Source organism: Streptomyces sp. NPDC031365 (assembly GCF_055569765.1).
Map to the genome: position 1 here is coordinate 139,196 of NZ_JBVIIM010000014.1, position 17,234 is coordinate 156,429.

Sequence of the window (17,234 nt, forward strand, 5' to 3'; positions counted from 1 at the left end):
CCCCCCCCCTCCCCCCCCCCCCCCCCCCCTCCCCCCCCCCCCCCCCCCCCCCCCCCCCCCCCCCCCCCCCCCCCCCCCCCCCCCCCCCCCCGCGACCGCTCCCGCGCGGAGGCCTTCGCCGAGGCGCACGGCGTGGAGCGGACTCTCGGTTCGTACGCCGAGCTGCTGGCCGACCCCGAGGTCGACGTCGTCTACAACCCGCTCGCCAACGGTCTGCACGGGCCGTGGAACCTGGCGGCGCTGGCGGCCGGCAAGCACGTCCTGTCGGAGAAGCCGTCGGCGAGCAACGCGGCGGAGGCGGAGGAGGTGCGGGAGGCGGCGTCGACGTCCGGCGCCGTCTTCATGGAGGCCTTCCACTACCTCTTCCACCCGGTCACCCGGCGGCTGCACGAACTGCTGGCCTCCGGTGAGCTCGGCGAACTCCGCCATGTGGAGGCCATGGTGGCGATCCCGGCCCCGCAGGCCACCGACCCCCGCTGGTCGCTGCCGCTGGCCGGCGGCGCCCTGATGGACCTCGGCTGCTACGGCCTGCACGCGCTGCGCATGCTGGCCCCCTGGGCCGGCGGCGCCCCGTGGCTGCGCTCCGCACGGGCCGGTGAGCGGGCGGGCGCGCCGGGCGTCGACGAGTGGCTGGACGCCGAGCTGGAGTACCCGGGCGGTGCGACGGGCGCGGCCCGCTGCCACATGGCGTACGACCGGCTGGAGATGAGCATCCGGCTGACCGGCAGCCGGGGAGAGGTGACGGCCCCGAACTTCGTGCTTCCGCAGCAGGACGACCGCGTCGTGATCCGCACCGGGGGCGGCGAACGCACGGAACACCTCGGCACCCGCTCGTCGTACACGTACCAGCTGGAGGCGTTCGCCGCCCGCGTGCGCGAGGGCGCTCCGCTGCCGCTGGACCCGGACGACGCGGTGACGACGATGCGGCTGATCGACGCGTGCTACGAGGCGGCCGGGCTCGGCCCGCGCCCGCGGACCACGCTCGGCTGACATCACGAGTACGGCCGCCCTTCGAGGGGGCGGCCGTACTCGTGATGTCACCGGTACAGTGCCGGCTTCTCCACCATGTCGACCTCCACCCGGCCGCCCTCCTCCAGCGCCCGCACCCCCGCCTCGCAGACCGCCGCCGCCGCGTAGCCGTCCCAGGTGCTGGGTCCGGTGATCTCGCCGCGGCGGGTGGTGTCGACCCAGGTCTGGAGCTCGTCGTCGTAGGCCTGGGCGAAGCGGTCGGTCCAGTCCTGGGTGATGGTGCCGCCCCAGCGGCCGGCCATGCTGGTGACCAGGGCATGGCCGTCGCCGATGCGGGCGGTGCCGCGTTCGCAGACCACCTCGGCCTGCACCTGGTAGCCGAAGCCGCAGTTGACGAAGATCTCCACGTCGGAGATCGCACCGCCGGCGGTCTCCAGGACGACGAACTGCGGGTCGCGCAGTCCCTCGGGGGCACCGGCGGACGGAGTGGGGCGCAGGACCGTCACGGCACTGATCTCCTGGCCGAGCAGCCAGCGGGTGGCGTCCACCTCGTGGGCCACGGAGTCGCTGATCAGCATGGAGCTGGTGAAGAAGGGCGGACTGGCCACGTTGCGGTGCCGGTTGTGCAGCATCAGGGGGCGACCCAGCTGTCCGGTCTCCAGCAGCGCCTTCAGACGGACGTACTCGGTGTCGTAGCGGCGCATGAAGCCGACCTGCACCCTGCGGTGGCCGAGGGCCTGTTCGGCTTCCATGACGCGCAGGGCGGAGGCCGCGTCGGGGGTGAGCGGCTTTTCGCACAGGACGGGCAGATCCCGCTCGAACGTGGCGAGCAGCGCGGCCTCGTGGGCCGGCCCCGGGGAAGCGATGACCACGGCGTCGACATCGGCCGCCGCGATCGCGGCGGCCGGGTCGGTGTGGGCGGTGCAGCCGTCGATGCCTGCGGCGACGGCCTTGGCCCGTTCGGCGTCGATGTCCACGACGGCGGTGACCCGCGCGCCATTGATGACCCGGTCGATCCGGCGTACATGGTCGGCGCCCATACGGCCGGTGCCGACGACGGCGATGCGCAGTGGCTCGCGCCGGTTCATGTCTCTCGCCTCCCCTTCCGGGTCGTCAGGCGCCGCAGGAGCGGAGGAACGTGCGGGTGCGTACGGCGATCGGCAGCGGCTTGTCCGGCTCGCACGGGTACATGTCCTGCTCCACGATGGCGAACAGGTCCACGTCCAGCTTCTGGGCGGCGGTCAGGACCGGGCCCAGTTCGGGGACGCCGGCGGGCGGTTCGCACATCACTCCGCGCTGGACGGCGGGACCGAACGGAATCTGGTTCTTCACGACGTCGGCGAGGATCTCCGGGTCGACCTGCTTGAGGTGCAGGTAGCCGATGCGTTCGCCGTAGGTCTCGATGAGTTTGACGCTGTCGCCGCCGCAGTAGGCGTAGTGGCCGGTGTCCAGGCAGAGGTTGACCAGGGAGGAGTCTGTCGAGTCGAGAAAGCGCTCGACGTGCTCCTCGGTGTCGATGTGGGTGTCGGCGTGCGGGTGGACGACGATGTCGAGCCCGTACGTCTCCTTCACCTCGCGGCCGAGACGTTCCATGCCCGTGCTGAGGTGGCCCCACTGCTCGGTGGTGAGCTCCGGGGGTTCCAGGATCTCGGCGGTCTTGTCGTCGCGCCAGAAGGACGGGATGACGACGAGGTGCTTCGCGTCCATGTCCCGGGTGAGCGCGGCGACCCGGCTGACCTGTTCCCAGGTGGCGTCCCACTCGGAGGGGCCGCGGTGCAGTCCGCAGAAGATGGTGCCGGCGGAGACCCTGAGACCCCGCCGGCTCACCTCGTCGGTGAGGCGGGCCGGGTCGGTCGGGAGGTAGCCGTAGGGGCCGAGTTCGATCCAGGAGTAGCCGGCCTCGGCGACCTCGTCGAGGAAGCGCTGCCAGGGCACCTGCTGGGGGTCGTCGGGGAACCAGACGCCCCAGGAGTCGGGGGCGGAGCCGACCCGGATGCGGTCGAGCGCGACTGCCATGTCAGGACTTTCCTTCCGGAGTTGCTGCGGGGGCCTGGAGGGCGTCCTCCTCGGGGAGCTCCTCGGTGTCGACGCCGCGGACCTGCGACAGCTCGTGCTTGAGGGCGGCCAGTTCGGCGCCGCCGGCCATGTGGTTGGTCAGCTCCTCGAGGCTGACCTCGCTGCGGTCGGCGCTGAGTTCCATGGTGCCCAGGCGCAGCACGCTGAAGTGGTCGCCGACCATGTAGGCGTGGTGCGGGTTGTGGGTGATGAAGATGACGCCGAGGCCGCGGTCGCGGGCCATCGCGATGTACTTCAGCACCACGCCGGACTGCTTGACGCCGAGGGCGGCGGTCGGCTCGTCGAGGATGAGGACGCGGGCGCCGAAGTAGACGGCGCGGGCGATGGCGACGCACTGGCGCTGGCCGCCGGAGAGGGTGCCGATGGGCTGCTCCAGGTCGTCCAGGACGATGCCCATGTTGCGCAGTTCCTCGTCGGCCGTCTTCTTCATCCGGTCGATGTCGAGACGGCGGACCGGCCAGGGGCCCTTGGTCATCTCGGAGCCGAGGAAGAAGTTCCGCCACACCGGCATCAGCGGGACGACCGCGAGGTCCTGGTAGACGGTGGCGATGCCCCTGGCGAGGGCGTCGCGCGGGGTGGAGAAGCGTACCGGGGCGCCGTCGACGAGGAACTCGCCCTCGGTGTGCTGGTGCAGCCCGGAGATGATCTTGATGAGGGTGGACTTGCCGGCGCCGTTGTCGCCGAGGACGCAGGTCACCTCGCCGGGGTGGACGGTGAGGTCGACGCCGTGCAGGGCGCGGATGTTGCCGTAGGCCTTGCCGGCACCGCGCAGTTCCACCAGGGGGCGGTCGCCGTCCGGCGGGGTGTCCTTGAGGACGGCACCGTGGGCGGAGGTCTTGTCGGTCATTGCGGTCACCTCCGGGTCGCCGTGCGCTGGACCCACAGATTGATGAGGACGGCACCGAGCAGCATCACGCCGAGGAATGCCTTGAACCAGTCGGGGTTCCAGCCGGCGTAGACGATGCCCTGCTGCACCATGCCGAACATGAAGGCGCCGAAGACCGGGCCGATCGCGGAGCCGTAGCCGCCGGTCAGCAGACAGCCGCCGATGACCGCCGCGGCGATGTAGATGAGCTCCTGGCCCACACCCTCGCCGGACTGCACGGTGTTGAAGGAGAAAAGGTTGTGCATGCCGACGAACCAGGCACCGAAGCCGACCAGCATGAACAGCGAGATCTTGGTGAAGGTGACGGGGACACCGACCGCGCGGGCGCTGTCCTTGTTGCCTCCGACCGCGAAGATCCAGTTGCCGTACTTGGTGCGCAGCAGGACCCAGGTGGCCAGGGCGGCGAAGACGAGCCACCACACGACGGTGATCTTCACCTGGACGCCGCCGACGTCGAAGCTGGAGGCGAAGACGGCCTTGGCCTGGTCGAAGCCGTCCATGTCGCTGATGTTGTCGGTGGCGACGTTGCCGGTGACGAGTTTGGTCACCGCGAGGTTGACGCCCTGCAGGATCAGGAAGGTCCCGAGGGTGACCAGGAAGCTGGGCAGCCCGGTCTTGACCAGCATCCAGCCGTTGAACATGCCGACGGCGAGGGACACCACCAGGGCGACGACCACGCCCACCCAGACGTTCATGGTGAGCTGGTAGCTGAGCATGCTCGCGGTCAGCGCCGAGGTCACGACGGCAACACCGGCCGAGAGGTCGAACTCGCCGCCGATCATCAGCAGGGCCACGGGCAGCGCCATGATCCCGATGGTCGACGACTGGTACAGGATGTTCGCCATCGAGCTGCCGTCGCGCACCGGCGGGGCGGCGAACAGGAAGAACACCAGCACGGCCACGGCGCCGAGGAACACCCCGACCTCGGGCCGGGCGAGCAGCCGCAGCGCCAGCGGGCGCCGCCGCGTGCGGCCGTCGCTCTCCCGGGGGCCGGGAGCCGGCGGTGGGGTCACCGCCGGCTCAGCCTGTTGAGCCACACTCATCACCGAGTGCCCTTCGCGGCAAACTCGGAGACCGCGTCGACGTTGGACTTGTCGACGAACGCCGGGCCGGTCAGGACCGGCTGCTCACCGCCGCCGCTGTAGTTGCCGTTGTTCTTGTGGAGCCACAGACCGTCGACGGCGAGGTAGCCCTGGAGGTACGGCTGCTGGTCCACGGCGAATTCGATGGAGCCGTCCTGGATGGCCTTGGTCAGTTCCTTGTTGAGGTCGAAGGTGGCGATCTTCGCCTTGCTGCCGGACTCGTCCACGGCCTGCACCGCGGTCAGCGCGAACGGGGCGCCGAGGGTGGCGACGTAGTCGATGGAGGAGTCCTGCTTGAGTTTGGCCGTGATGGTCGACTTCACCGAGGGCATGTCGGTGCCGTTGACGTTGAGGACCTGGGTCTTGCCCTTGAAGGTCTTCTTGAGGCCGTCGCAGCGCTGGGTGAGGCCGACGTTGCCCTGTTCCTGGACGACGCAGACGGTGTTCTTGGCGCCGACCTCGTTGAGCTTCTTGCCGAAGGCCTCGCCCGCGACGGACTCGTCCTGGCCGAAGAACTCCAGCAGGCCGAGGTCCTTCCAGTCGCTCACGCCGGAGTTGAGGCCGACGACCGGGATGCCGGCCGCCTCGGCCTTGGCTATGACGCCCTTGAGCGCGTCCGGCTTGGCGAGGGTGACGGCTATGCCGTCGACTTTCTGGTCGATCGCGTTCTGCACCAGGTTGGCCTGGTTGCCCGCGTTGGGGTCGGCGGAGTAGACGAGCTTGACGTTGTCCTTGTCCGCGGCGACCTGGGCGCCCTTGCGGACGATGTCCCAGAAGGTGTCACCCGGGGACTGGTGGGTGACGAGGGCGACCGTCATACGGGGCGTCGAGGCCTTGCCCGCCGAGGCGTCGGCTCCGCCTTCCTCGGACTTCTTGCCGCCGGAATCGCTGGAGCAGCCGGCCAGGGTCAGGGCGGCTGCCGCCGCGGCCGCGACGAACGGCGCGATTCTACGGGAGCGGACGAGAGAAGAGCGGTCCATCTGTACTGCACCTCACTGTGCTACGCGGGGAAAGGGCGGGAGCCCGGGGGTTCGGTGGCCCAGAACCCCCGGAGTCCGGGTGTGTGCCGTGGCACACACTGTCGTGCTGGGACGCGATCCAATCCCCAGATGCGGCTGCTGTCAATACTTTGTTAAGACATCATTTCACGCGCTCGTCCGAATGTAAGTACAAACTATTGACATCGCCGCCCTCGGAGACCTACACCTGAGAGGCGGCAAGGTCCCAGGAATCCACGTCCCCACCGTGGCAGGGCGTCCTGGGGCCCGCATCCCCAAGCGTTTCAGGAGCATCGCTTCATGGCCGACTCACCACAGTATTTCGACCTGATCACCATGGGTCGCATCGGGGTCGATCTATACCCCCTGCAGACCGGTGTGCCGCTGTCGCGGGTGGAGACATTCGGGAAGTTCCTGGGCGGTTCGGCCGCGAACGTGGCGGTCGCGGCCGCCCGGCTGGGCCGCTCCGCAGCCGTGATCACCCGTACGGGCGCGGACCCCTTCGGTACCTATCTGCACGAAGCGCTGAACGACTTCGGTGTGGACGACCGCTGGGTCACCCCGGTCGCCGCCCACCCCACCCCCGTCACATTCTGCGAGATCTTCCCGCCGGACGACTTCCCCCTCTACTTCTACCGCCGCCCCAAGGCCCCGGACCTGGAGATCCACACCCACGAGCTGGACCTGGCCGCCGTACGCGCGGCGGGGATCTTCTGGATCACCGGCACGGGCCTGAGCGAGGAGCCGAGCCGCTCGGCCACCCTCGACGCCCTCGCGGCCCGGGACAAGGCCGGCACCACCGTCTTCGACCTGGACTGGCGGCCCATGTTCTGGCGCGATCCCGACCAGGCCCGCCCGTATTACCGCGAGGCGCTGCGCCACGCCACGGTCGCGGTCGGCAACCTCGACGAGTGCGAGGTCGCCACCGGCGCGCGCGAGCCGGAAGTCTGCGCCGAGGCGCTGCTGGCGGCCGGAGTGGAACTGGCCGTGGTCAAGCAGGGGCCCAAGGGCGTGCTCGCCGTGCACCGCGACGGCACCCGGGCCGAGGTGCCGCCGGTGCCGGTCGAGGTGGTCAACGGCCTCGGCGCCGGCGACGCCTTCGGCGGATCGCTCTGCCACGGTCTGCTTTCCGGCTGGACCCTGGAACGGACCATGCGCCACGCCAACGCCGCCGGCGCCCTCGTCGCCTCGCGCCTCGCCTGTTCGTCCGCCATGCCGACCGGGCCGGAGGTGGCGGACCTCCTCGCGCGGGCCGCGTCGCCGGACGCGGCGGGCCTGCCGAGCCAGTCCTGAACGGAGCCCTGCCTTGAACCTCAGCATCCCCGACCTCACCACGGTCCGGGCCCGCAACCCGGAGGCCGTCGCCGAGGCGGCCGCCCGCCGGGCCCGCCGCCCGCTGATCGGCGACAGCGGCCGGCTGATGATCGTGGCCGCCGACCACCCCGCCCGGGGCGCACTCGGCATCGGCGGCCGGCGCCTGGCCATGGCGGACCGCGCCGGTCTGCTGGAACGTCTCTGCACCGCGCTGTCCCGGCCGGGCGTGGACGGGGTGCTGGCCACCGCCGACATCCTGGAGGACCTGCTGCTGCTCGGGGCGCTGGAGAACAAGGTCGTCATGGGTTCGATGAACCGCGGCGGCCTGGCCGGCGCGTCCTTCGAGATGGACGACCGCTTCACCGGCCACCGTGCCGAGGACATCGCCCGGCTGGGCTTCGACGCCGGCAAGCTGCTGGTCCGGATCGACTACGACGACCCAGGCTCACTGACCACCCTGGAGTCCGCCGCCCGCGCCGTCGACGCGATGGCCGAACACCGGCTGCCGGTGTTCGTGGAGCCGTTCCTCTCCCGCCGGGTCGACGGCCGGGTGCACAACGACCTGTCCGCCGAGGCCGTCACGCGCTCCATCGCCATCGCCTCCGGACTGGGCGGCACCTCCGCCTACACCTGGCTGAAACTCCCCGTCACCGATGACGTCGACGACATGGCGGAGGTGCTGCGGACCTCGACACTGCCCGTGGTGCTGCTCGGCGGCGAGGTCGGCGACCAGGAGGCGGCGTACGAGCGGTGGGGCAAGGCGCTGCGGCTGCCCACCGTGCAGGGGATGGTCGTCGGCCGCTCGCTGCTCTATCCGGCCGACGGCAGTGTGGAGAAGGCGGTCGACACGGCCGTCGGCCTGCTGTGACAAGCCCGTACGAACACGGAGGCACCGCATGACGTATCACCTTCCCGCGGGCAAGGCTTCCGCCGGCCCCTACGTCGTCGACGTGACCCCCGAGTCCGCCGGCTGGGGTTACTCGAGTCTGCGGGTCCTGGAGCTGCCGCCGGGCGGCGCGCACACCTTCGACGCCGGCGGGAGCGAGTGGATCGTGCTGCCGCTGAGCGGCGGATGCACGGTCGCCGTGGCCGACGACTTCGGCCACGACACCTTCGCACTCACCGGCCGCACCAGTGTGTTCGACGGCGTGACCGACTTCGTCTACGTCCCGCGCGGCGCCCGGGCGAGCGTGTCCTCGGCCGGCGGTGGCCGGTTCGCGCTCACCGGCGCCCGGTGCACCCGCCGGCTGCCCGCCCGGTACGGGCCGTCCTCCGACGTGCCCGTCGAGCTGCGCGGGACCGGGAACTGTTCACGGCAGGTCAACAACTTCGGCGCGGCGGGCACCTTCGAGTGCGACCGGCTCATCGCCGTCGAAGTGCTCACCCCGGGCGGCAACTGGTCGTCCTTCCCGCCGCACAAGCACGACGAGCACCGGCCGGGCGAGGAGTCCGTGCTCGAGGAGATCTACTACTTCGAGTTCGCCGCCCACGACGGCACCCCCGGCCTCGGCTACCAGCGCGTCTCCCCCTCCGGCCCGGGCCGTGACACGGACGTGCTGGCGGAAGTGCGGGACGGCGACGTGGTCCTCATCCCGGACGGCTGGCACGGCCCGTCCATGGCCGTGCCCGGCCACCACATGTACTACCTCAACGTCATGGCGGGGCCCGAGGACGAACGCGCCTGGCTGATCTGCGACCACCCCGACCACGCCTGGATCCGCGACACCTGGCAGGACCAGGGCGTCGACCCCCGACTCCCCCTCTACACCGCACCGGAGAGGTCCGCATGAGCGCCACCACCCGCCGACTGACGACCGCCCAGGCACTGGTGCGGTTCCTGTCCGCCCAGTACACCGAGCGGGACGGCGTGCGCCGTCGGCTGATCGCGGGCACGTGGGGCATCTTCGGCCACGGCAACGTGGCCGGGATCGGCCAGGCACTCGTCGAGCACGCGGACGTGATGCCGTACCACCAGGGCCGCAACGAGCAGGCGATGGTGCACGCGGCGGTCGGGTACGCCCGTCAGCTGAACCGGCTGTCCGCGCAGGCGGTGACGACCTCCATCGGCCCCGGCGCGACCAACCTGGTCACCGGTGCCGCCCTCGCCACCGTCAACCGGCTGCCGGTGCTCCTGCTCCCCGGCGACTACTTCGCCTCGCGCGCCGCCGACCCGCTGCTCCAGCAGCTGGAACACCCCGTGGAGGCGGATGTATCGGTCAACGACACACTCCGGCCGGTGTCACGGTACTTCGACCGCGTCACCCGCCCCGGGGCACTGATCCCCTCCGCGCTGAACGCGATGCGGGTGCTCGCCGATCCGGCCGAGACCGGCGCGGTGACGCTGGCGCTCCCGCAGGACGTGCAGGCCGAGGCGTACGACTGGCCGGAGGAGTTCTTCGCCGAGCGCGTCTGGTCCGTACGGCGTCCCGCTCCGGACCCGGTGGAGCTGGCGGCAGCCGTGGAGGCCGTACGGGCGGCACGGAGGCCGCTGGTCGTCGCGGGCGGCGGGGTCCACCACAGCGAGGCCGAGGAGGCGCTGCGGACGCTGGTGGACGCCACCGGCATCCCGGTCGCCTCCACCCAGGCCGGCAAGGGCTCCCTGCGCCACGACCACCCCGCCGATCTCGGCGGCATCGGCCACACCGGCACGGCGGTGAGCGACGAACTCGCCCGCGACGCCGACCTGGTGATCGGCATCGGCACCCGCTACACCGACTTCACCACCGCCTCCGGCACCCTCTTCCAGCACCCGGACGTGCGCTTCGTCAATCTCAACATCACCGGCTTCGACGCCCACAAGCTGGCGGCGCGCACGCTGGTCTGCGACGCGCGGACCGGTCTCGAGCGGCTCACCGAGGCGCTGGCCGGACACCGCGTGGAGGAGGCGTACGAGGCGGAGTACCGGGCCGGCAAGGAGCGCTGGGAGCGGGTCGTCGAGACCGCCTACCGGGCCGGCGACGACAGCGCCGTACCGACTCAGACACAGGTGCTCGGCGCGCTGGACGCGGTCGTCGGCGACGAGGACGTGGTGATCAATGCGGCCGGTTCGCTCCCCGGCGACCTGCACAAGCTGTGGCGCGCGCGCAGTCCCCGCCAGTACCACCTGGAGTACGGCTACTCCTGCATGGGCTACGAGATCCCGGCCTCGCTGGGCGTCCAGCAGGCCGCTCCCGGCACCCCCGTCTGGGCGCTGGTCGGCGACGGCACCTATCTGATGGGGCCGACGGAGATCGTCACGGCCGTCCAGGAGAACCTCCCGGTCAAGCTGGTCCTGATTCAGAACCACGGGTACGCCTCCATCGGCGGTCTGTCGGAGTCGGTGGGCGCCGAACGCTTCGGCACCGCCTACCGTCACCGGGCCGCCGACGGGACCTTCACCGGCGCGCCGCTGCCCGTCGACCTCGCCGCGAACGCGGCCAGCCTCGGCATGCGCGTTCTGCGGGCCAAAACGGTGGGCGAACTGCGGAACGCGCTGGCCGAGGCCCGCGCCTGTGACCGTCCGACCTGTGTGTACGTCGAGACCGACCCGACGCCGACCGCTCCCCCGGCCGAGGCGTGGTGGGACGTGCCGGTGGCCGAGGTGGCGTCCCGCGAGGCCGCCGCCCGGGCCCGCGAACGGTACGACTCACAGGTCGCCGCACGCCGCCGCCACCTGTGAACCCGCCCGCACCGTCCGCGCTCCTACGAGTCCCATGAGGGAGATACGTTCCATGGCGAAGACCGGTGACCGCGCACGTACCGCGACCGAACCCGCGCTGAGCACCCTGGACTTCACCCTGGACCGGGGCAGTCCGGTGCCGCTGTACCACCAGCTCGCGCAGCAGCTGGAGGCCGCGATCGAGCACGGGGTCCTCGCACCGGGCAACCTCCTGGGCAACGAGGTCGACCTCTCGGTCCGCCTCGGCCTGTCCCGCCCCACCGTCCGTCAGGCCATCCAGTCCCTCGTCGACAAGGGACTGCTCGTCCGGCGGCGCGGGGTGGGGACGCAGGTGGTGCACACCAAGGTCCGGCGTCCCCTGGAGCTGAGCAGCCTCTACGACGACCTGGAAGCCGCCGGTCAGGGCCCGGCCACCCAGGTGGTCCGCAACGAGACGGTCCCGGCCTCCCCCGACGTGGCCGCGGCACTGGGCCTCGCGGAGGGCGCCGAGGTCGTCCTTCTGGAGCGGTTGCGCTCCACCCACGGGCAGCCGGTCGCCCTGCTCCGCAACCACCTGCCGTCGGGCCTCCTGGACCTGGACAGCGCCCGCCTGGAGGCGACCGGTCTGTACCGGATGCTGCGCTCGGCCGGCATCACCCTGCACAGCGCCCGCCAGACCGTCGGCGCCCGCTCGGCCACCGCGCGGGAGGCCGCCCGTCTGGACGAGAAGGAGGGCGCCGCCCTGCTCACCATGCAGCGCACGGCGTACGACGACACGGGCCGGCCGGTGGAGTACGGCACCCACATCTACCGGGCGTCCCGCTACTCGTTCGACTTCCAGCTGCTGGTCAGGTCCTGAGGCCGGCGCGGCGGGTCAGTGCGCCGCGTCGAGCCGGGCCCGCTGCTCCGCCGTCAGTTCCAGGTCCACCGCCGCCAGGTTCTCCTCCAGCTGGGCCAGGGACGACACTCCCGCCAGCGGAACGATCGGCAGGTCGTGGCCGAGCTGCCAGGCCAGCACCACCTGGCCGGGCGTCGCCCCGGCCTCCCGGGCGACCTCGTGGAGCACCGCGAGGCGGGCGGGGGTGCCCGGGTGGTCGTAGTCGTGGGGCAGCCGTCCGGGGTGGGCGTAGGCGCCCTTGAGCAGCGGCGAGTAGGCGACCAGGGTGAGGTCGGGCTCCGCCCGGAGATAGGTGGCCAGTTCCGCGCCGACGTGGCCGAGGCTTCCGTCGGGGAAGAGGTCCTCGGGGACGTCGAAGCGGGGACGCAGATAGCTGTGCTGGTACTGCACGACCTCGTAGCCGGGCAGTCCGGCCGCCGCCGCCAGCGCGCGGGCCCGCTCCACCCGCCACACCGCCTGGTTGCTCACGCCGAGCAGCCCCACGGTGCCGTCGGCGACGAGGGCCGCGAAGCCCTCGACCGTCTCGCGCTGCGGGACGGTGTGGTCGTCGATGTGCGCGTACAGCAGGTCCAGCCGCTCCAGTCCGAGCCGTTCGCGGCTGCGTTCCGACGACTCCCGGATCACCTTCGCGGACAGGCCCTCGGGGTTGTCGGTGTAGCTCGTGCCGGGGGCGAGGGGGCGGGCACCGAGCTTGGTGGCGAAGACCATCTCGTCACCGACGCCGCGGCTGCGCCGCCAGCGGCCGAGCAGTTCCTCGCTCTGTCCGCCCTGGCCCCCGTCGGTCCAGAAGGCGTAGTTGTCGGACGTGTCGATGAAGTTGCCGCCGGCTTCGGCATAGCGGTCGAGCAGGGTGAAGGCGGTCTTCTCGTCGGTCACCGAACCGAACAGCATCGCGCCCAGCGCGAGCACGCTCACTCGGCGGCTGTGCGGACCGGTGCCCATGGTGCGGTACTTCATGACGGATTCCTTCCGGTTCGTACCCCGTTGGCGGGGCACGGAACGGGAGTCTTCCTCTTGAAGTGCGCTCCAGGTCAAGCGTGCCGCATCGTCCTCCGTGTCCCGGCGGAAACCGGTTCGCCCGGTGGTTCGTCCTGAACGACGAGCGGAGCGGACGGGGGCAGGCGTGGAGCGGGAGAGCGGTGCGACACCGACGGGGAGGACAGCGGTGGGGCGGGACCGACGGGTGTGGACGCGGGGGCTGGTGCTCGCCGGGTTCGCGGTGGTGACGGCCGGGCTGCTGGTGTTCCACGGGGTGGTGCCCAACGCGCCGGGCCGTCTGGGCAGTCTGCTGGAGGTGTTCCTGCCGTGGCTCGGCCTGGTGATCGTCCTGCTGTGCGGTCTGGCCCTGCTGCGCCGTTCGGCCGTCGCGTTGCTGGCACTGCTCCTGCCCACGGCGGCGTGGACGTGTCTCTTCGGAGGGCTGCTGCTGCCGGGGGCGACGCCGGGACCGCGTGACCTGGCCGTGGTGCAGCACAACGTCGGTGACGGGAACACCGACCCGGCGGGCACCGCCCGTGCCCTGGCCGGGGCGGGGCCCGATCTCATCGCCCTGCAGGAGCTGGTGCCCCCGGCGCTGTCGGTCTACGAGGAGACGCTTGCCGCGGACTATCCGTACCACGTGGTCCGGGGCACCGTCGGGCTGTGGTCGAAGCATCCGCTCGGCGATGCCCGGACGCTGGACATCAGGCCCCGGGACATCGCGGAGCCCTGGAGCCGTGGCCTGCGGACCGTGGTCCGGACGCCGTACGGCGAGATGGCGGCGTACGTCGCGCACCTGCCCTCGGTCCGTATCGGGGCGGGCGGCCTGGCGTCCTCGCGGCGTGACGAGAGTGCCGGCCTGCTGGGCAGGGAGCTGGCCGCCGAGCGGCTGGACACGGTGGTGCTGCTGGGCGACCTCAACGGCACGGTCGACGACCGCGGACTGGCCCCGCTGACCTCACGCATGAACGTGCCGCGGCAGGGATTCGCCTTCAGTTTCCCCGCCGCGCTGCCACTGGCCCGGATCGACCAGGTCATGGCCCGTTCGGCCACCGTCGACCACATCCGTGTCCTGCCCGCCACCGGCAGCGACCATCTGCCGGTGGCGGCCGGGATCACCCTGCGCTGACGCGGGCGAAGGGGCCCTCCAGGGCGGCCCACTGGAGGAGCATGATGGTCTTCGCGTCGTTGATCCCGCCGGTGCGGATCATCCGCAGGGCCTGGCGGAAGGGCAGTTCGAGGATCTCGATGTCCTCGCCCTCCTCGTCGAGGCCGCCGCCCTCGTGGGTGCGGGTCGAGGGACCGTAGGCGGCGGCGTAGAAGCTGACGCGTTCGGTGACCGAGCCGGGGCTCATGTAGACGTCGAAGACATGCTGGACCGGGCCGATGGTGTGGCCGGTCTCCTCCACCACTTCGCGGCGTACGGCGCCCTCCGGGTGCTCGTCCTCGTCGTCGAGCAGGCCTCCCGGTGTCTCGATCAGCAGGCCGTCGGGGTGGCCGTTGACGTGGACGGGGAAGCGGTACTGGCGGGTGAGCAGCACGGTGTCGCGTTCGGTGTCGTAGAGGAGCACGGTGGCGCCGTTGCCGCGGTCGTGCGTCTCGCGTTCCTGGGTGCTCCAGGACCCGTCGGCGCGCTGGAGGTCGAAGGTCGTGCTGCGCTCGATGTACCAGTGGCTGGACAGCAGTTTCACGTCCCGGACCCGCACGCGCGGGTTGCCGGTGAGGTCACGGCCGGTCCGGTCGAGTCCGGTGCGGCCCCGGCGGTCCGGGGTGTCGATACCGGCCGTCATCGGCGGTCCGACGGCTGGGAGGGCGGGTGCACAGTGGTCATGCCCGCTTCTATCACGGCGCGGCTGACGGGCCGGGGGACAGACGAAAGGCCGTACCGGAGCATCCGATACGGCCCGACGACCTGCTGTGTCGCAAGTCGGGACGACAGGATTTGAACCTGCGACCCCTTGACCCCCAGTCAAGTGCGCTACCAAGCTGCGCCACGTCCCGGTGCGCTCACGTGCGGTGAACCGCGTGATCGCGCGAACAGCACTTTACCTCACACCCCGGGCCTGCCCGAAGCGGGCCGGGACTTGGGACAATCGGCGTATGGGCAGCATGGACAGCACTTCGCCGGGCAGGACGGCCGCCGCACGGGACCGGGACAGCGACGGGCGGGCGCGCAACGCGCGGCCCCGGGACGGGCTCGGGCGGCCCCTGCCGTACGGCACGCGGGGCGTGCCCCGGCAGCCCGAGGGGGTGGTGCGGCGGCCGGAGGAGAGCGTGACGGAGGCGCAGCGGCTGCTGGACGAGGGCAAGCCTTTCCACGCGCACGAGGTCTTCGAGGACGCCTGGAAGTCGGGGCCGGAGGAGGAGCGCGAGCTGTGGCGGGGACTGGCCCAGCTCGCCGTGGGCCTCACCCATGCCGCGCGCGGGAACGTGACCGGCGGGGCACGGTTGCTGCGGCGCGGTGCCGGCGCGGCGGAGGCGTGGGCCGCGGGAGCCGGTCACCGGCCGCACGGGATCGATCTTCCCGCTGTGATCGTCTGGGCCCGGGAACTGGCGGCCGAGGTGGAGGCGGGCGCCGCGGTGGACGCGGGGGCGCGGGCGCCCCGGCTGCGGGGGGCCTCCTGACGGAGGGATCGGGTGCGGTGCACGCGCTGTCAGTGCCGTGCGGCAGACTCGGGGGCGTGCGAGAGATTCATGTCATCGGTATCGGCGCGGGCGACCCCGACCAGCTGACCCTGCAGGCGGTCAGGGCACTGCGGAGCACGGACGTGTTCTTCATCCTGGACAAGGGCGAGGCGAAGGCCGACCTGACCCGGGTGCGCCGGGACATGCTCGAGGCGCACATACCGGGGGGTGCCTACCGCGTCGTCGAGGCACGTGACCCGGAGCGGGACCGGGCGGCCGGCGGACCGGCCTACTCCCCCGCCGTCGGGGACTGGCGCAGCGCCCGCGCGGACCTCTACGAGCGGATGATCTCCGGGGAACTGGGGGAGGGCCAGACGGGGGCGTTCCTGGTCTGGGGGGACCCGGCGCTGTACGACAGTACGATCGGCGTGCTGGAGGAGGTCCTGGGGCGCGGTCGTGTCGCCTTCGACTACGACGTCGTACCGGGTATCAGCAGTGTCTCGGCACTTGCCGCCCGGCACCGCACGGGGCTCAACCGCGTCTCCCGCCCGGTCCAGATCACCACGGGGCGGCGACTCGCCGAGGGGTTCCCGGAGGGTGTGGACGACGTGGTGGTGATGCTGGACGCCCACCAGAGCTTCCGCGCGTACGCCGACCAGGACATCGACATCTACTGGGGTGCCTACATCGGAACCCCGGACGAGATCCTCGTCTCCGGTCCGCTCGCCGAGGCCGCTCCCCGCATCGAGTCGCTGCGGGCGCAGGCCCGTGAGCGCAAGGGGTGGATCATGGACACGTACCTGCTGCGCCGCAGACGTTCCGGGGACTGAGCACCCGCCCGCGGCCGGAAGCCCACCGGGCGGCCGGAGCGCCGTGTCCGAGGCCTGTGCCGGAGCGCGGTCGGGCGCGTGCCGGCACGGGCCTCGGACACGGGCTGAGCTGCCCTGCGCCTCACGAACGGTCGAGAACGCCCAGCCTGCGCAGGGCCGCCGGCACGTCGTCGACCGCGGTGACTCCCTCCGGCAGGGGTGGGCGTCGTACGACGACGACCGGGAGGCCGAGGTCGCGGGCCGCGGTGAGTTTGGCGGAGGTCGCCGCTCCGCCGCTGTCCTTCGTCACGAGCACGTCGACGCGGTGGTCGCGCAGCAGGGCCGTCTCGTCGGCCACCGTGAAGGGGCCGCGGGCCAGCAGGACACGCGTGTCCGCCGGCAGGGGCGGCTCGGGGGGGTCCACCGACCGCACGAGGAAGTGGGGTTCCGTCAGATGGGCGAAGGCCGCGAGGCCCAGCCGTCCGGTCGTGAGGAACACCCGCTGCCCGAGCCCGGGCAGCAGCCCGGCCGCCGCCGCCAGTGAGGGGACCGGGTGCCAGCGGTCCCCGGGGACCGGTCGCCAGCCGGGGCGGCGCACCACCACCAGGGGCACGCCGGTGACGGCCGCGGCCCGTGCGGCGTGCGCCGTGATGGTCCCGGCGAACGGGTGCGTCGCGTCGACCACGGCGTCCACGTGCCGCTCGCGCAGCCAGGCCGTCAGTCCCTCCGCTCCGCCGAATCCGCCCACGCGTACCTCGCCGGCGACCGCGCCCGGCCGGCTGACCCGTCCGGCGAGCGACGTGGTCACCCTGGTTCCGGGGCGGCCGGTCAGGGCGGTGGCCAGTTCGCGGGCCTCGGTGGTGCCGCCGAGGACGAGGACGTGCGAGGACATGGAAGCGAGGGTACGAGGAACGGACCGCGCGGACGGCACCGGTCCGCCCGCCGGTGATCACCCGTCCGGC

Annotated in this window: 17 protein-coding genes and 1 tRNA gene (1 of these 18 cut by a window edge); 9 read left to right on the forward strand and 9 right to left on the reverse strand. The window is 71.9% G+C overall.

What is annotated here, in order from left to right:
* A protein-coding gene (locus ACZ5C2_RS21630) for a Gfo/Idh/MocA family protein (RefSeq protein WP_468793256.1) crosses the window boundary here: on the forward strand, window positions 1-990 show its 3' portion. 183 nt of this gene lie to the left of the window's left edge; only the last 990 of its 1,173 coding nucleotides appear in the window; its start codon lies off the left edge, out of view; it ends in the stop codon at window positions 988-990.
* Window positions 991-1,037: 47 nt separating this feature from the next.
* Here the strand turns inward: ACZ5C2_RS21630 and ACZ5C2_RS21635 are convergent, their stop codons facing one another.
* Genes ACZ5C2_RS21635 through ACZ5C2_RS21655 form a run of 5 tightly spaced genes read right to left on the reverse strand, consistent with a single transcriptional unit; the run spans window position 1,038 to window position 5,993 of the window.
* On the reverse strand, window positions 1,038-2,057 hold the full coding sequence (locus ACZ5C2_RS21635) for a Gfo/Idh/MocA family protein (RefSeq protein ID WP_468793259.1): 1,020 nt from the start codon (window positions 2,055-2,057) through the stop codon (window positions 1,038-1,040).
* 25 nt (window positions 2,058-2,082) lie between these two features.
* On the reverse strand, window positions 2,083-2,985 hold the full coding sequence (locus tag ACZ5C2_RS21640; protein WP_468793261.1) for a sugar phosphate isomerase/epimerase family protein: 903 nt from the start codon (window positions 2,983-2,985) through the stop codon (window positions 2,083-2,085).
* Window position 2,986: 1 nt separating this feature from the next.
* The gene (locus tag ACZ5C2_RS21645; RefSeq protein ID WP_468793264.1) at window positions 2,987-3,892 is read right to left on the reverse strand and encodes an ATP-binding cassette domain-containing protein; all 906 of its coding nucleotides are present in this window, start codon (window positions 3,890-3,892) and stop codon (window positions 2,987-2,989) included.
* Window positions 3,893-3,897: 5 nt separating this feature from the next.
* Window positions 3,898-4,974 (reverse strand): ABC transporter permease, encoded by a 1,077-nt coding sequence (locus tag ACZ5C2_RS21650; RefSeq protein WP_468793266.1) that lies wholly within the window; start codon window positions 4,972-4,974, stop codon window positions 3,898-3,900.
* Window positions 4,974-5,993 carry a sugar ABC transporter substrate-binding protein gene (locus tag ACZ5C2_RS21655; RefSeq protein ID WP_468793268.1) on the reverse strand — a complete coding sequence of 340 codons (1,020 nt, stop codon included), beginning with the start codon at window positions 5,991-5,993 and terminating at the stop codon, window positions 4,974-4,976. The genes ACZ5C2_RS21650 and ACZ5C2_RS21655 overlap by 1 nt, the downstream gene beginning before the upstream one ends.
* Window positions 5,994-6,311: 318 nt before the next feature.
* On the opposite strand from ACZ5C2_RS21655, the gene iolC reads away from it, so the two are divergent.
* The 5 genes from iolC to ACZ5C2_RS21680 are packed head-to-tail and all read left to right on the forward strand — an operon-like array spanning window position 6,312 to window position 11,821.
* Window positions 6,312-7,304: a 5-dehydro-2-deoxygluconokinase gene (gene iolC, locus ACZ5C2_RS21660; protein WP_468793270.1), complete on the forward strand. Its 993-nt coding sequence runs from the start codon at window positions 6,312-6,314 to the stop codon at window positions 7,302-7,304.
* Between the two features lie 13 nt (window positions 7,305-7,317).
* Window positions 7,318-8,193 (forward strand): Cgl0159 family (beta/alpha)8-fold protein, encoded by an 876-nt coding sequence (locus tag ACZ5C2_RS21665; protein WP_468793272.1) that lies wholly within the window; start codon window positions 7,318-7,320, stop codon window positions 8,191-8,193.
* 28 nt (window positions 8,194-8,221) lie between these two features.
* Complete coding sequence (gene iolB / locus ACZ5C2_RS21670; protein WP_468793274.1) at window positions 8,222-9,115, forward strand: 5-deoxy-glucuronate isomerase; 894 nt, start codon at window positions 8,222-8,224, stop codon at window positions 9,113-9,115.
* Complete coding sequence (gene iolD, locus ACZ5C2_RS21675; RefSeq protein ID WP_468793276.1) at window positions 9,112-10,983, forward strand: 3D-(3,5/4)-trihydroxycyclohexane-1,2-dione acylhydrolase (decyclizing); 1,872 nt, start codon at window positions 9,112-9,114, stop codon at window positions 10,981-10,983. The genes iolB and iolD overlap by 4 nt, the downstream gene beginning before the upstream one ends.
* Window positions 10,984-11,035: 52 nt before the next feature.
* A complete protein-coding gene (locus ACZ5C2_RS21680; protein ID WP_468793278.1) occupies window positions 11,036-11,821 on the forward strand; it encodes a GntR family transcriptional regulator in 786 nt (261 codons plus the stop codon).
* 15 nt (window positions 11,822-11,836) lie between these two features.
* Here the strand turns inward: ACZ5C2_RS21680 and ACZ5C2_RS21685 are convergent, their stop codons facing one another.
* A complete protein-coding gene (locus tag ACZ5C2_RS21685; protein ID WP_468793280.1) occupies window positions 11,837-12,817 on the reverse strand; it encodes an aldo/keto reductase in 981 nt (326 codons plus the stop codon).
* A 208-nt stretch (window positions 12,818-13,025) separates the two neighbouring features.
* Between ACZ5C2_RS21685 and ACZ5C2_RS21690 the strand changes: the two genes are divergently transcribed.
* Entirely contained in the window at window positions 13,026-13,967 is a 942-nt protein-coding gene (locus ACZ5C2_RS21690) for an endonuclease/exonuclease/phosphatase family protein (protein ID WP_468793282.1), read from the forward strand.
* Here the strand turns inward: ACZ5C2_RS21690 and ACZ5C2_RS21695 are convergent.
* On the reverse strand, window positions 13,954-14,628 hold the full coding sequence (locus tag ACZ5C2_RS21695) for an NUDIX domain-containing protein (protein WP_468793284.1): 675 nt from the start codon (window positions 14,626-14,628) through the stop codon (window positions 13,954-13,956). The genes ACZ5C2_RS21690 and ACZ5C2_RS21695 overlap by 14 nt on opposite strands.
* Before the next feature lie 137 nt (window positions 14,629-14,765).
* Window positions 14,766-14,839: transfer RNA gene (locus ACZ5C2_RS21700), tRNA-Pro, on the reverse strand.
* 99 nt (window positions 14,840-14,938) lie between these two features.
* Between ACZ5C2_RS21700 and ACZ5C2_RS21705 the strand changes: the two genes are divergently transcribed.
* Both ACZ5C2_RS21705 and cobF read left to right on the forward strand, forming a co-directional pair.
* Window positions 14,939-15,463, forward strand: coding sequence for a DUF309 domain-containing protein (locus ACZ5C2_RS21705; protein WP_468793286.1), 525 nt, complete (start codon window positions 14,939-14,941; stop codon window positions 15,461-15,463).
* A 56-nt stretch (window positions 15,464-15,519) separates the two neighbouring features.
* Window positions 15,520-16,293 (forward strand): precorrin-6A synthase (deacetylating), encoded by a 774-nt coding sequence (gene cobF, locus ACZ5C2_RS21710; protein WP_468793288.1) that lies wholly within the window; start codon window positions 15,520-15,522, stop codon window positions 16,291-16,293.
* Between the two features lie 121 nt (window positions 16,294-16,414).
* On the opposite strand, the gene ACZ5C2_RS21715 is transcribed toward cobF, so the two are convergent.
* Window positions 16,415-17,164 carry a cobalt-precorrin-6A reductase gene (locus ACZ5C2_RS21715; RefSeq protein WP_468793291.1) on the reverse strand — a complete coding sequence of 250 codons (750 nt, stop codon included), beginning with the start codon at window positions 17,162-17,164 and terminating at the stop codon, window positions 16,415-16,417.
* Window positions 17,165-17,234 lie beyond the last annotated feature (70 nt).